General features: G+C 68.1%; 13 protein-coding genes and 1 pseudogene. 11 read left to right on the top strand and 3 right to left on the bottom strand.

Annotated elements, in window-relative coordinates; all coding sequences use genetic code 11:
• Positions 1–3 precede the first annotated feature (3 nt).
• Positions 4–567, bottom strand: coding sequence for a type II toxin-antitoxin system PemK/MazF family toxin (locus FND50_RS24360; RefSeq protein WP_144287379.1), 564 nt, complete (start codon positions 565–567; stop codon positions 4–6).
• Positions 568–632: 65 nt separating this feature from the next.
• Between FND50_RS24360 and lepA the strand changes: the two genes are divergently transcribed.
• Together lepA and FND50_RS24350 are read left to right on the top strand one after the other, a co-directional pair.
• Positions 633–2,525: a translation elongation factor 4 gene (gene lepA / locus FND50_RS24355; RefSeq protein ID WP_005575144.1), complete on the top strand. Its 1,893-nt coding sequence runs from the start codon at positions 633–635 to the stop codon at positions 2,523–2,525.
• Positions 2,526–2,582: 57 nt separating this feature from the next.
• Entirely contained in the window at positions 2,583–3,521 is a 939-nt protein-coding gene (locus tag FND50_RS24350; protein ID WP_144287378.1) for a nitronate monooxygenase family protein, read from the top strand.
• A gap of 25 nt (positions 3,522–3,546) precedes the next feature.
• Here FND50_RS24350 and FND50_RS24345 read toward each other — a convergent pair whose 3' ends face one another.
• Positions 3,547–5,502 carry a glycoside hydrolase family 15 protein gene (locus tag FND50_RS24345; protein WP_144287377.1) on the bottom strand — a complete coding sequence of 652 codons (1,956 nt, stop codon included), beginning with the start codon at positions 5,500–5,502 and terminating at the stop codon, positions 3,547–3,549.
• An 86-nt stretch (positions 5,503–5,588) separates the two neighbouring features.
• On the opposite strand from FND50_RS24345, the gene FND50_RS24340 reads away from it, so the two are divergent.
• From FND50_RS24340 to FND50_RS24305, 8 genes and pseudogenes are all read left to right on the top strand, one after another.
• Positions 5,589–5,771, top strand: coding sequence for a hypothetical protein (locus FND50_RS24340; RefSeq protein WP_005247996.1), 183 nt, complete (start codon positions 5,589–5,591; stop codon positions 5,769–5,771).
• A gap of 87 nt (positions 5,772–5,858) precedes the next feature.
• Positions 5,859–5,987 carry an Ms4533A family Cys-rich leader peptide gene (locus tag FND50_RS37865; RefSeq protein ID WP_368681004.1) on the top strand — a complete coding sequence of 43 codons (129 nt, stop codon included), beginning with the start codon at positions 5,859–5,861 and terminating at the stop codon, positions 5,985–5,987.
• Between the two features lie 181 nt (positions 5,988–6,168).
• A complete protein-coding gene (locus FND50_RS24330) occupies positions 6,169–7,200 on the top strand; it encodes a sulfate ABC transporter substrate-binding protein (protein ID WP_144287375.1) in 1,032 nt (343 codons plus the stop codon).
• Between the two features lie 7 nt (positions 7,201–7,207).
• Complete coding sequence (gene cysT, locus FND50_RS24325) at positions 7,208–8,089, top strand: sulfate ABC transporter permease subunit CysT (RefSeq protein WP_144287374.1); 882 nt, start codon at positions 7,208–7,210, stop codon at positions 8,087–8,089.
• Complete coding sequence (cysW, locus tag FND50_RS24320) at positions 8,086–8,892, top strand: sulfate ABC transporter permease subunit CysW (protein ID WP_144287373.1); 807 nt, start codon at positions 8,086–8,088, stop codon at positions 8,890–8,892. Before cysT ends, cysW begins: the two co-directional genes overlap by 4 nt.
• Positions 8,889–9,902 carry a sulfate/molybdate ABC transporter ATP-binding protein gene (locus FND50_RS24315; RefSeq protein WP_144287372.1) on the top strand — a complete coding sequence of 338 codons (1,014 nt, stop codon included), beginning with the start codon at positions 8,889–8,891 and terminating at the stop codon, positions 9,900–9,902. The genes cysW and FND50_RS24315 overlap by 4 nt, the downstream gene beginning before the upstream one ends.
• Before the next feature lie 25 nt (positions 9,903–9,927).
• Entirely contained in the window at positions 9,928–11,310 is a 1,383-nt protein-coding gene (locus tag FND50_RS24310; protein WP_144287371.1) for a sulfatase, read from the top strand.
• A gap of 57 nt (positions 11,311–11,367) precedes the next feature.
• Positions 11,368–12,491: pseudogene (locus FND50_RS24305) on the top strand (Mur ligase family protein); the annotation flags it as partial.
• A gap of 133 nt (positions 12,492–12,624) precedes the next feature.
• On the opposite strand, the gene FND50_RS24300 reads toward FND50_RS24305, so the two are convergent.
• Positions 12,625–13,485, bottom strand: a complete 861-nt coding sequence (locus tag FND50_RS24300; protein WP_144287370.1) for a universal stress protein — start codon at positions 13,483–13,485, stop codon at positions 12,625–12,627.
• A gap of 150 nt (positions 13,486–13,635) precedes the next feature.
• Here FND50_RS24300 and FND50_RS24295 point away from each other — a divergent pair, with 150 nt between their 5' ends.
• Positions 13,636–14,037, top strand: coding sequence for a DUF1801 domain-containing protein (locus FND50_RS24295; protein WP_144287369.1), 402 nt, complete (start codon positions 13,636–13,638; stop codon positions 14,035–14,037).
• Positions 14,038–14,138 lie beyond the last annotated feature (101 nt).

Below are 14,138 nucleotides of genomic sequence, written 5' to 3'. Positions count from 1 at the left end.
GCGTCACTGCCAGCTGAAGTCCGCCCGCAGACGGCGTGCCACGATCTCGAACGTGTCCCGGGCCATCACGGCACCCTCCCGGCGGATCCCCGCCTCCGGCACGTCCAGCACCCGGTCCAGGCGGATCCAGCTCGGACGGCCCTCCGCATCCCACGCCCCCGCGCCGACCCCGATCCAGTCCCGGTCGCCGTCGTGCTTGCTCTGCGAGGACAGCATCAACCCCAGCAGGGTGTCGCCGTCGCGTCCGACGACGAGCACCGGGCGGTCCTTGCCCTGGCTCGGATCCCCCTCGTAGGCCACCCACGTCCAGACGATTTCGCCGGGATCCGCGCGACCGTCCAGGTCGGGGGAGTACTCCACCCTCCGTGCCCGATGGGCTGTCGGGGCGGAGTTCGCGGTGACCGGACGACCCGGGGCCGGCTTCGGCGCGGCGGCCGTCGACCCGGTCAGGACACCGGCCGCGCGGTCCAGCGCGCCGGACTTCTGCAGCTGCTGGAGAAGCTGCGGGCCCTTGTCCCGGGCAAGTCGGCCCAACGTCTTCCCGATGCTGCTCCACGTGCTCGCCATGGCCGCCGAGCTTAGTGCGTGTATGCCGCGGCAGCCGCAACGCGGTGGCTTGGATATCCTGACAGGTGACAGTGGTCCGGAACCGGGCCGGTGCCGGTCCAGGTAAGGGGTCCCCCATCAGCAGTTTCGCCGACAAGACGTTCACGGATCCTGCCCGGATCCGGAATTTCTGCATCATCGCGCACATCGATCACGGCAAGTCGACGCTGGCCGACCGCATGCTGCAGCTCACCGGTGTGGTCGAGGAGCGGCAGATGCGTGCCCAGTACCTCGACCGCATGGACATCGAACGCGAGCGTGGCATCACGATCAAGGCGCAGAACGTGCGGCTCCCGTGGAAGGTGGGCGACGAGGAGTTCGTCATCCACCTCATCGACACCCCCGGGCACGTCGACTTCACGTACGAGGTCTCGCGCGCACTCGAGGCCTGCGAGGGTGCGGTCCTGCTGGTGGATGCCGCGCAGGGTATCGAGGCCCAGACTCTCGCCAACCTGTACCTGGCGATGGAGAAGGACCTCACCATCATCCCGGTGCTCAACAAGATCGACCTGCCCGCCGCCGACCCCGACCGGTACGCCGAGGAGATCGCGCACATCACCGGGTGCGAACCGGGTGACGTGCTGCGCGTGTCCGGCAAGACCGGCGTGGGTGTGAAGGAACTGCTCGACGAGGTCGTGCGGCAGATCCCCGCCCCCGTCGGCGACCCCGACGGTCCGGCGCGCGCCATGATCTTCGACTCCGTGTACGACGCCTACCGCGGAGTCGTCACCTACGTGCGCGTCGTCGACGGCCGGATCTCGCCGCGCGAGAAGATCACCATGATGTCGACGGGCACCACCCACGATCTGATCGAGGTCGGCATCATCTCGCCCGAACCGAAGGCCAGTATCGGCCTCGGCGTCGGCGAGGTGGGTTACCTCATCACCGGTGTGAAGGACGTCCGGCAGTCGCGGGTCGGCGACACGGTCACCGCCGCGCGCGGCGGTGCGACGGAACCCCTCGTGGGCTACCGCGACCCCAAGCCGATGGTCTACTCCGGCCTCTATCCGCTCGACGGTTCGGATTATCCGGTGCTGCGCGACGCCCTGGACAAGTTGCGGCTCAACGACGCCGCCCTGGCCTACGAGCCGGAGACGTCGGTGGCGCTCGGGTTCGGTTTCCGTTGCGGATTCCTCGGACTGCTGCACATGGAGATCACCCGCGACCGCCTCGAGCGCGAATTCGGGCTCGAACTGATCTCGACCTCGCCGAACGTGGTGTACCGGGTGGTGATGGAGGACGGCTCCGAGCACGTCGTCACCAACCCGTCGTACTGGCCGGAGGGCAAGATCCGCGAGGTCTACGAGCCGATGGTGAAGTGCACCGTCATCGCGCCGAGCGAGTTCATCGGCGCGATCATGGAGCTCTGCCAGAACCGGCGCGGTGAACTCGGCGGCATGGACTACCTGTCCGAGACCCGGGTCGAGCTTCGCTACGAGATGCCCATGGGCGAGATCATGTTCGACTTCTTCGACGCCCTGAAGTCGCGGACCAAGGGGTACGCCAGCCTCGACTACGAGGAGGCCGGCGAGCAGCAGGCCGACCTGGTGAAGGTGGACATCCTGCTGCAGGGTGAGGCGGTCGACGCGTTCTCGTCGATCGTGCACCGCTCCGCGGCCGGCGCGTACGGCGGACGGATGACGTCGAAGCTGCGTGAGCTGATTCCCCGGCAGCAGTTCGAGGTGCCGATCCAGGCGGCGATCGGCTCGAAGATCATCTCGCGTGAGAACATCCGCGCGATCCGCAAGGACGTGCTCGCCAAGTGCTACGGCGGCGACATCAGCCGTAAGCGCAAGCTGCTCGAGAAGCAGAAGGAAGGCAAGAAGCGGATGAAGACCATCGGCCGGGTCGAGGTTCCGCAGGAGGCCTTCGTGGCCGCGTTGTCGTCCGAATCGGTCGGGGACAAGCCGAAGAAGTAGCGCGATCGCTCGGTTGGTTCTCCTCCGTCGACGTCTGATCGAAAGTAGGTGCGGCACGTGGCCCTCGAAACCTGGCTCACCCGGACACTGGGAATCGAGGTACCGATCTTCGGCGCCCCGATGGGCGGACGGGCCGGCGGGGCCCTCGTCGGCGAGGTGTCGAAGGCGGGTGGGCTCGGCCTGCTCGGCGCGGCGCGCTACGCCACCCCGGAGTGGGTGGCGAAGGAGACGGCGGTCGCGCGGAGCATCGGCGGCGACGCCTTCGGTATCGGGTTGATGACCTGGGCGCTCGACGACGACGACGCTCTGCTCGACGCCGCGCTGGCGGAGAAGCCGCGGGTCGTGTCGCTGTCGTTCGGTGATCCCGCCCCCTACGTGGAGCGGGTGCACGCCACCGGGGCGCTCGTGATGTCGCAGGTGAACACGGTCGACGATCTGCGGGTCGTGGAGGCGGCGGGCGTCGACTTCGTCATCGCCCAGGGCGCCGAGGCGGGCGGCCACACCGGCCGGATCGGGACGTTGCCGCTGCTGCAGGAGATCCTGGACGCCACCGCGCTGCCCGTGCTCGCGGCCGGCGGCATCGCGACCGGCCGCGGTCTCGCCGCTGTTCTCGCTGCAGGCGCGGAAGGCGCGATGATCGGGACCGCGTTGCTGGCCAGCCCCGAAACCATCGGACCGGAGTACGCCCGCGACAAGCTGATCGCGGCGGGCAGCGCCGACACCGTGTACACGTCGGTGTTCGACCAGGCGCGCAGCCAGCCGTGGCCGGCCCGATGGGGTGGGCGGGCCCTGAGCAACGAGTTCACGTCCCGCTGGCACGGCGCACACGCCCCCGACACCGAACTCGCCGCCGCCTACGACCCCGCGAATCCCGACCTCGGTGTCGTGTACGCCGGGGAGGCGGCTGGTCTCGTCACGTCGGAGCGGCCGGCCGGTGTCGTGGTGCGGCAGATCGCGGCCGACGCGGAGCGGTTGCTACACCGTTTCGCGGAGTAACCGCAGTCGCAGGTCCTCGGCCTGATCACACCGCGTAGTGGGCAGGGTGGAAGCCGCTCGCCGCGGCCTCCTCGGCGCGGATGACGTGAACGACCGCGTTGATCAACGCCAGATGGGTGAACGCCTGCGGGAAATTGCCCAGGTGCCGTCCCGACCCGGGATCGATCTCCTCCGCGTACAACTCGAGGGGGCTGGCGAACCCGAGGAGCCGCTCGCACAGGCGCTTCGCGCGGTCGAGCTCACCGATCTCCACGAGCGCCGACACGAGCCAGAACGAACAGATCGTGAACGTGCCCTCCTTGCCCGTCAGCCCGTCGTCCGTGGTCTCCACCCGGTAGCGCAACACCAGCCCGCCCTCGGTCAGCTCGTCCGCGATGGCGAGCACGGTCGCGCGGATACGCGCGTCGTCGGCGGGCAGGAACCGCAGGAGCGGAGCGAGGAGGAGTGAGGCGTCGAGTTCGTCGCTGCCGTACCGCTGCGTGAGGACTCCGCGTGCGTCGACGCCGTGCTCGAGAATGTCGGCCTTGATCTCGTCGGCGAGTTCGGCCCACTGGTCCGCGTAACTCGTCTCGCCCTGCTGCTCGGCGAGTTTCGCGCCCCGGTCGAGCGCCACCCAGCACATGATCTTCGACGACGTGAAGTGCTGTGGTTCGCCGCGCACCTCCCAGATGCCGCGGTCGGGGAGCTGCCAGTGCTCGATCGCCTCCTCGACCTGACGTTTGAGCATCGGCCACAGCGTTTCCGGCACCCGCTCGCGCGATCGCACGTGCAGGTACACGGAATCGAGAATCGTTCCCCAGATGTCGTGCTGATCCTGGTCGTACGCGCCGTTTCCGACCCGGACCGGACGCGCGCCGTCGTAGCCGGACAGATGCGGCAGCTCCTCCTCGACGAGGGTCCGCTCGCCGCCGACGCCGTACATCACCTGCAGCGGCCGGTACTTGCCGTCGTCGGCACTGGACACGTCGTAGAGGAACGCGAAGAAATCGTCGGCCTCCCGGTCGAGTCCGAGGCTGTACAGACCCCACAGCGCGAACGTCGAATCGCGGACCCACGCGTAGCGGTAGTCCCAGTTCCGTTCACCGCCCGGGGTTTCCGGAAGCGACGTGGTCGACGCGGCGAGCAGCGCGCCGGTGGGGGCGTACGTCAACCCCTTCAGGGCCAGGGCGCTGCGCTGCAGGTAGCCACGCCACTTGTGGTCGGGGAAGCGGCCGGTCGTGATCCATTCCCGCCAGAACTTCGCCGTCTGCCACATCTTCTCGGCAGCCTCGTCGTACGTCTGCGGCGCAGGCAGGTGCGACCAGGACAGTGCCACGAACACGTTGTCGTCCTCGACCATCCGGGTCCGGGCGCGGGCCTCGCGCCCTTCCAGCCCGAGCTTCATGTTGCTGGTCAGCCGGAGTGTCGGGTGGTCGCCCGGACCGCTCGACGTGCAGGTGGCGGTGGCTTCCTCGTAGACCTTGCCGGTGTACTCCCACACTGCGTCGCCGCGGTGGTAGTCGAACGCGGGCTCGCAGCTCATCTCGAGGTCCACGGTGCCGTTCACGCATTTGACGGTCCGCAGCAGGATGTGTTCGGCATCCCAGTCCGTGGGGGTGCGGCGGCGGGAGCGGGACCGCTGCTCCACGTTGTGCCACGGGCCGAGCACGAGTGCGTCGCGGACGATGAGCCACCCTGTCGGGGTCTGCCACGTCGTCTCGACGATCAGTCCCCCGGGCAGGTAGCGGCGGGCGGCGGGCACGTTCTGCCCGTACGGTGCGATCCGGAAGTGGCCGGCGCTGCGGTCGAGGACGGCGCCGAAGACGCTGGGGGAGTCGGGCCGGGGGATACACATCCACTCGACCGCGCCGTTCCGTGCGATCAGGCACGTGTTCTCGCAGTCCGACAGGAATGCGTAATCGTCGATCGGCGGAAACGCGCGACGGTGACGATGCGCGGCGGAGCGGGGCTGGTCGTCCGAGTGCGCATCGAGAGACACCATCTGCTTATCATCGGCTGTCGTCGTCGCGGCGTCCACCTGTGCGCCGACTCGGTGCCGGCGAACGATAGGGTGGCACCGTGGACCGGATGGCGAGTTGGTGGGACGGCTTCGAGCTGTGGATCGCCGGGCTCCCGTTCGTTCCGCAGGTCGCTCTCGTGCTGCTGGTGATGGTGCCGGTGTGCCGAGGACTGGCGTGGCTGCTCGATCGAGGCCTGGCCGCAGTCTTCGTCCTGCTCAGGCGGGACGTCTCGAAGGTGGAGGAACCCTGATGCCGCGCTCACGCGTCACACTCGCGCTGCTCGCGCTGCTCGTCCTCGTCGTCGTCGCATGGCTGGTCACCCGGTAGATCCCGTTCGATGTGGGCGGTTGGTTCAGCCTCTGCTACAGTCCACGGCGTGTCTGAAGCCGCTGTACACCAGGTCCGCCATGAATTGGCGTTGATCGCTGTCGGCATGCTCGCAGTCGCCGACATCGACTGTTGTTGATTTCTCCTCGCACACAGCAATGCGTACGGGTGACACCGCACCCGTTCGATCGGTCTCGCGCTGCTGATTTTCGTTCGCATTCCTGATGCCCGCTCGGGCGATCCCTGTGTTCCTCCTCTCGAACCCCCTCCCACGTTTGTGCACCACCCCTCTGTGACAGATCCCCAGGAAGGTTTCTCCCATGAAACGCCGTTCTCGTAGTCTTCTCACGGCCCTCGTGACGCTCGGAGCTGTGGCGCTGACCGCGTGCAGCGGCGGCGCCAGCGACACCGTCGGCAGCGACTCGGCCGGTGCCGACGGCAGTGCGGGCACCATCAACCTGTACGCGTACGCCGTGCCGAAGCCGGGCTTCGACAAGCTGATCCCCGCGTTCAACGCCACCGACAAGGGCAAGGGCGTGGCCTTCCAGCCGTCCTACGGTGCCTCCGGTGACCAGTCCCGCAAGGTCAAGGACGGCGCCGAGGCCGACTTCGTCAACTTCTCCGTCGAACCGGACATCACCCGCCTCGTCGACGCCGGCCTGGTGGACAAGAGCTGGAACCAGGACGCCTACAACGGAATTCCCTTCGGGTCGGTCGTCACCATCGTCGTGCGTGAGGGCAACCCGAAGAACATCCGCGACTGGGACGACCTGTTGCGTCCCGACGTCGAGGTCGTGACCCCCAACCCGTTCAGCTCCGGATCCGCGAAGTGGAACCTGCTCGCACCGTACGCGGCGAAGAGCAACGGCGGTCAGGACCCGGAGGCCGGTCTGGCCTACATCACCTCGCTGGTGAACGACCACGTGAAGATTCAGCCGAAGTCGGGCCGCGAGGCGTCGGAGGCGTTCCTGCAGGGCACCGGCGACGTGCTGCTCAGCTACGAGAACGAGGCGCTGTTCATCGAGGGCAACGGCGACCCCGTCGAGCACGTGACCCCGCCGACCACGTTCAAGATCGAGAACCCGGTCGCGGTGCTGTCGAACAGCAAGAACCTGGAGAAGGCCAACGCGTTCAAGGACTTCCTCTACACCCCCGACGGGCAGAAGCTGTGGGGCGAGGCCGGATTCCGCCCGGTCGATCCCGCGGTGGCCACGGAGTTCGCCGACAAGTTCCCGGAGCCGGCCAAGCTGTGGACCATCGCCGATCTCGGCGGCTGGTCCAAGGTCGACTCCGAGGTGTTCGCCAAGGACACCGGGTCCATCGCAGTGATCTACGACAACGCAACCAAGTAAGACCGACATGAGCGACACGACGACGGCGACGGGCGGACGCGGCACCACGGTGCAGCCTCCGCCCGTTCCGCCTACGCGCAAGAAGGTCGCCCGGGTCACCGGTGCGGTGGGACCCCTCGGCATCGGCATCGCGACGCTCTGGCTGAGCATCATCGTGGTCCTGCCCCTCGCCGCGCTCACCGTCGCCTCGTTCGGCGACGGAATCGGCGGCTTCGTGGACGCGATCACCTCGCCCGTGGCCTTGGCGTCCCTGCGCGTCACCGTCGTGGTGTCGGTGGTGGTGGCCGTGATCAACGTGATCATGGGCACGCTCATCGCATGGGTTCTGGTGCGCGACGAGTTTCCCGGCAAGCGGGCCGTCAACGCGCTGATCGACCTGCCGTTCGCGCTGCCGACCATCGTGGCCAGCATCGTGCTGTTGTCGCTGTACGGCCCGGAGAGCCCGATCGGCGTCCACCTCAACGCCACGCAGCCCGGTCTGATCGTGGCACTGGCGTTCGTGACGCTGCCGTTCGTCGTCCGCTCGGTGCAGCCGGTGCTCATCGAGGTGGACCGGGAAGTCGAGGAGGCCGCGGCCTCACTCGGCGCGGACAACGTGACGATCTTCCGGAGAGTCGTGCTGCCCACCCTGACCCCGGCGATCATCAGCGGTGCGGGGCTCGCGTTCGCCCGCGCGATCGGCGAGTACGGATCCGTCGTCCTGATCGGCGGAAACATTCCCCGAGAGACACAGGTCGCTTCCCAGTACATTCAACAGCAGATCGAAATCGATCGGCCGGCCGCCGCGGCGGCCGTGTCGGTGGCTCTCCTGGCCATCGCGTTCGTGACGTTGTTCGCCCTCCGGGTCTTCGCCAGCCGGGGGCAGCGTCGTGAGGAGCAGGCGGAATGAAGCTCTCTGGGTCCACCCGGATCACCCTGCGCGCAGTCGCGCTGCTCTACCTGTTCGGCCTGCTGGTGGTGCCGATCGTCATCATCCTGTTCCGTACGTTCGAGAACGGGATCGGCGCCTTCATCCAGTCGATCAGCACCCCCGCCGCGATCTCCGCGCTCAACCTGTCCCTGCTGATCGTGGCCATCGTCGTCCCGGTCAACGTGGTGTTCGGGATCGTCACGGCACTCGCGCTGGTGAGGGGCCGCTTCCCCGGCCGCGGCCTGGTGCAGGCGGTGGTCGACCTGCCGTTCGCCGTCTCACCCATCGTGGTCGGTGTGTCACTGATCCTGCTGTGGGGTGCCAACGGCTGGTTCGGCGGGATCGAATCGCTGGGGTTCAAGGTGATCTTCGGGCTTCCCGGCATGGTCATCGCCACCCTCTTCGTGACACTGCCGTTCGTGGTGCGGGAGGTGGAACCCGTCCTGCACGAGATCGGCGAGGAACAGGAACAGGCCGCCGCGACGCTCGGCGCGAGCCGCTGGCAGACGTTCTGGCTGATCACACTGCCCGCCATCCGCTGGGGCCTGACCTACGGTGTGGTCCTCACCGTCGCCCGCTCGCTGGGCGAGTTCGGTGCGGTGATTATGGTGTCCTCGGGCTTTCCCGGGGTGTCGCAGACCCTGACCCTGCTCGTGCACTCGCGCTACATCGACGACCACAACACGTTCGGTGCGTACTCCGCAGCCACCCTGCTGATGGGCATCGCGCTGATCACCCTGCTTCTGATGACTCTGCTCGACCGCAAGAGGAGCACCACATGATTACCGTGACCGGCGCCCGGAAGAACTACGGGTCCTTTGCTGCTCTCGACGACGTCACCATCGACATCCCCTCGGGTTCGCTGACCGCGCTCCTCGGGCCCAGTGGTTCGGGCAAGTCGACGCTGCTCCGGTCCATCGCCGGACTGGAGTCCCTCGACTCCGGCACCGTCGTGATCGGCGGGAACGACGTCACCGACGTCTCCCCGCAGAAGCGGGACATAGGCTTCGTGTTCCAGCACTACGCGGCGTTCAAGCACATGACGGTGCGCGACAACGTCGCGTTCGGTCTGAAGATCCGCAAGCGGCCCAAGCCGGAGATCGACAGGAAGGTCAACGAGCTTCTCGAGATCGTCGGCCTCGACGGGTTCCAGCACCGCTATCCGGCGCAACTGTCGGGCGGTCAGCGTCAGCGGATGGCGCTCGCGCGGGCCCTGGCCGTGGACCCGAAGGTGCTTCTCCTCGACGAGCCGTTCGGCGCACTCGACGCGAAGGTCCGCACGGACCTGCGTACGTGGCTGCGCCGGTTGCACGACGAGGTCCACGTGACCACCGTGCTGGTCACCCACGACCAGGAGGAGGCGCTCGACGTCGCCGACCGGATCGCGGTCCTCAACAAGGGCCGGATCGAGCAGATCGGCGAACCGGAGGACCTCTACGACCGTCCGCGCAACGACTTCGTGATGTCGTTCCTCGGGTCGGTGGCCAAGCTCAACGGTCAGCTGGTCCGACCGCACGACATCCGTCTCGGCCGCGATCCCGACCTGGCCCTCGCGCGGGAGGCCGGCACGGCCGAATCGCTCGGCGTCACCCGGGCCACCGTCGAGCGCGTGGTGCACCTGGGATTCGAGGTGCGGGTGGATCTGCGTAACGAGGCGACCGGTGAACCGTTCTCCGCGCAGGTGACTCGCGGCGACAGCGCGGCGCTCGGCCTGCAGGAAGGCGAGACCGTGTACGCGCGGGCGACGCGGGCACCCGAACTCCCGGAGGCCGAAGTTCCGGTCTCCCTGTAACTCCCCGCCGATGTAGGAGGCGACTGTGGCGACCCCGGTGAATCCCGTCCGTGACAACGTTCTGATCGTGCATTGGCACGACCTGGGCCGTCACCTCGGGTGTTACGGCGCGTCGGGGGTGCGGAGTCCGAACCTGGACCGGCTCGCCGCGGAGGGTGTGCTGCTGACGGACGCGCATGCGGCGGCGCCGCTGTGCTCGCCGTCGCGTGGCGCCCTGTTCTCGGGCCGGTACCCGCACAGCAACGGTCTGATCGGCCTCGCACACCACGGCTGGCGGTACCACGACGACGTCCGAACGCTGCCGTCCCTGCTGGCGGAGGCGGGCTGGTACACGGCTCTGTTCGGGATGCAGCACGAGACCGCGTACCCCAAGCGGCTCGGCTTCCACGAGTACGACGTGACGAACTCGTACTGCGAATACGTCACCGATCGGGCGTCGCGGTGGCTGGCGCGGTTCCCTCCGCAACCGTTCCTGCTGACCGCGGGTTTCTTCGAGACCCACCGCCCGTACCCGGTCGACCGGTATGTCCCCGCCGATCCGGAGGGTTTCGACGTTCCGTCGTACCTGCCCGACCGGCCGGAGGTCCGTGCGGATCTGGCGGGATTCCACGGGTCGATCGAGGTGGCCGACGCGGCCGTCGGCAGGTTGCTGCAGACGCTGGACGACGAGGGGCTCGACGACAGCACGTGGGTCGTGTTCCTCACCGACCACGGCGAGGCGTTCCCCGGTGCGAAGTCGACACTGTATGCGCCGGGCACGGGAATTGCGACGATCATCCGGCCACCGCGAAGGCTGCGGGCGGCGCCCCGCGTCTACGACGACCTGTTCAGCGGGGTGGATCTGGTTCCCACCCTCCTCGATCTGCTCGGGATCCCGATCCCCGCGGCGGTGGAGGGCGTCTCCCACGCCGGGCAGTTGCTGGGCCGGTCGGAGGCGACGGCGCGCGACGTCCTGTTCACGGAGAAGACCTTCCACGACAGCTTCGATCCCATTCGCGCGGTGCGCACCAAGCAGTTCAGCTACATCGAGAACTACGCACCCCGGCCCAAGCTCGATCTGCCCCTCGACATCGAGAACAGTCTGTCCGGTGCGGCGCTGGGCACCGAGCATCTCGGGCCACGTCCGAGCCGGGAACTCTACGACCTGGTCGCCGATCCCGGCGAGCGCGACAACCTGGCCGACACCGAGGACCTCGCCGGGACACAGGCCGAGCTGGCGCTGGAACTCGCGACGTGGCGGCGGGCGACGGGCGACTCTCTTCCGAGTGAGGCGGAGGGGACGGCCTACGCCCGGAAGGCGATGGAGGAATACCTCGCCACACTCGGCCGGGTGCCGGACGTGCGCTCGGCCTACAGTTCGGCACGCGGAATCCTCGACGAGCCGCGGAGCGACGTAGCCGCCGGGTAGCGGCCGGATGATGCGGTTCCGTCGCCGCGACCTGCACGGCAGTGGTGCACTGGAAGCGTGAGCGTCGACTGCCCGCGGTGCACCCCGCCGAAGCTGCTGCGCGAGATGGTGCGCCGCCTCGGCCGCTCGGCGACTCTGTTCGGGTCCGGCGAGGCAGCGGTGACGGGGATCAGCCAGGACTCTCGTCTCGTCCGGGCCGGCGACGTATACGCGGCGTTGCCGGGTCGGCGCCGTCACGGGATCGAGTTCGCGGTCGAGGCCGCGTCGCGTGCTGCTGTCGCGATGCTCAGCGACCGCGGGTCGGACGTCTTGCCGACGGTCGTCGTGGACGATCCGCGGCTTCTCCTCGGTCCGTTGGCGGCGTGGGTCTACGGCAATCCGTCCGAGGCACTCGACGTCTACGGCGTGACCGGGACGAACCGGAAGACCAGCACCGCGTATCTGCTGGACGCGGGACTGCGTGCCGCAGGTGTCGCCACCGGCATGATGACGGGGATCACCGTCCGGGGACCGAACGGGTCACGCACCGCGACCCGGACGACTCCCGAGGCGTGCGAACTCCAGCAGACCCTCGCCGCGTTCGCCGAGCACCGGATCGGCGCCGTCGCGGTGGAGGTGTCGAGCCACGGCCTCGCTCTGCACCGAATCGACGGAACGTCCTTCCGGGTGGGGGTGTTCACCAACCTCGCCCGCGACCATCTGGACTTTCACCCGACATGGACGCGTACTTCGCGGCGAAGGCCAGATTGTTCGAACCGGGGCACTGCGCCGCGGCAGCCATCGGCATCGACGACGAGTTCGGACGCCGCCTCGCCGCCACCGTCGCCGTGCCCCGCGTGACGTTCTCGTCGAGGACGGCGGCGGCCGACTTCCACGCGGCCGCCGTGCATGCGGACGAGGGCGGCACGTCGTTCACACTTCACGGCGCCGGGGCACGGAAACTGGTGCGGCTCCGGCTACTCGGAGTGCACCAGGTGGACAACGCACTGGCGGCGATTGCCGCCTTCGCGGCTCGCGGTGTAGACCTCGACTCGGCGGTCGGCGGGCTCGAGAACCTCGACACGGTGCCCGGACGCCTGGAGGCGGTGGACGCGGGCCAGCCGTTCCTCGCGTTCGTCGACTACGTGCACAACACGGCCGGTCAGCGACGTCTGTTTCCGTACCTCCGCTCGCTGACACGCCGCGTTTGCAGCGGCCCGAGCCGTGGTCGCTGTACAACGGCCGCGGTCCGCGTCGCGCCCCGCCGGGGAAATGGCGCCGCGAAGCGTGAATATGAATCAGGCTGATCGAGAAGGGGAGAAACGGATCCGGTGTTCAGCCTTTTCGGCAGATGAGCACCGGGCACCGGGCGTGGTGGATGAGGCTCTGGCTCGTCGAGCCCACGATCGACGCGGTGAACGGATTTCGCCCGTGGCTGCCGACCGCGATCAACTGTGCACCGAACGAGTACTCGAGGAGTACCTTCATCGGCCCACCACGCTCGAGGCAGCGCGTGACCTCGACATCGGGATATTTCTCGCGCCACCCGGCGAGGCTCTCGGCGAGCCACGCCTCCTCGTGCTGGACCAGATCGGACCAGTCGGTGAAGCGTCTTTCCTCCGAGTACCACGCACCGAGGGTGGAGTGCTCGGCCCAGGTGTGCACCGCGACGAGGGGAGCGCCGAAGAACGCCGCGAACTCGAACGCGTGGGCCACTGCCATGTCGCTCAGTTCGCTGCCGTCCACCCCCACCACGACGGGCCGGGTTTCGCTGACCTCGTGGCCTTGGATGCCGCGCCAGACGACGACCGGGCATTCGGCTCGATTCGACACCCGCACGACATCGGAACCGGCAACCACCGATTTCATCTCGCTCGTGGCCGCGGGCCCGAGAACCAGCATCCGGGCCGTCTTGGACAGTTCCACCAACGCGTGGGCGGGCGGGCCGGGGTGGGTACTGCGCTCCACGTCCAGGTCCCGCTGCCCGTCCAGGACGGTGCGCTCGGCGGCGTCGAGGAACTCATCTCCTTCGGGGTGACCGTCCGCGGAACTCGGATGCTTGGGTAACACGTGGACGAGGCGCAGCGGCTCCTCGAAGCGCCTCGCCGCGGATGCCGCCCACGCCGCCGCCTCCAGCGCGCCGTCCGATCCGTCGATGCCTGCCACGATGCCGCGTCGAATCCGTGCTGTGCTCATGGGGCTGCTCCTCACCTCCATTCCAGTTTGGTCCAGGACGGCGTCGACGCGCCAGAGGCAAATCGGTCGGTAGCCGATCCCGGCACGATGTGCGATGGATACTCGAGTGACGGCGAGTGACGACAGCCAGAAGGAGAGCGACGGTCCACCATGAAGAAGCGGACGAGCGGCTCGGACGAGGGAGGCGGAGGCGACTCGCCCTCGCAGTTGATAGATGCGCGCATCGAGGAGCTGGGTGACTGGCGGGGCGAGGCGCTCGCCCGGATCCGCGCCCTCGTCACGAAGGCCGACCCCGACATCGTCGAGGAGTGGAAGTGGAGAGGAGTTCCGGTGTGGTCGCACTCCGGAATGATCTGCACCGGTGAGACGTACAAGAATGCGGTGAAGGTGACGTTCGCCAAGGGTGCTTCGCTGGACGACCCGTCCGGACTCTTCAACTCCAGCCTCGAAGGCAACACCCGGCGTGCCATCGATTTCCACGAGGGCGACACGATCGACGAGGAGGCGTTCCAGGCGCTCGTCCACGCCGCCGTGGCACTGAACACCTCCTAATCTACGGGCCAAGGGTTTTCGGCCGTTGCGACCCGGCTCACCTGGGGTTTTCCCGTGTTTCGGTGGCGCGGTGAACCGGAGGCGCGGTTGAACCGTGTGTA

Source organism: Rhodococcus sp. WB9 (assembly GCF_007558985.1).
GTDB classification, from domain to species: domain Bacteria; phylum Actinomycetota; class Actinomycetes; order Mycobacteriales; family Mycobacteriaceae; genus Rhodococcus_F; species Rhodococcus_F opacus.
The sequence above is the reverse complement of the archived record's forward strand: the minus strand, read 5'-3'. Positions and strand labels throughout refer to the sequence as shown.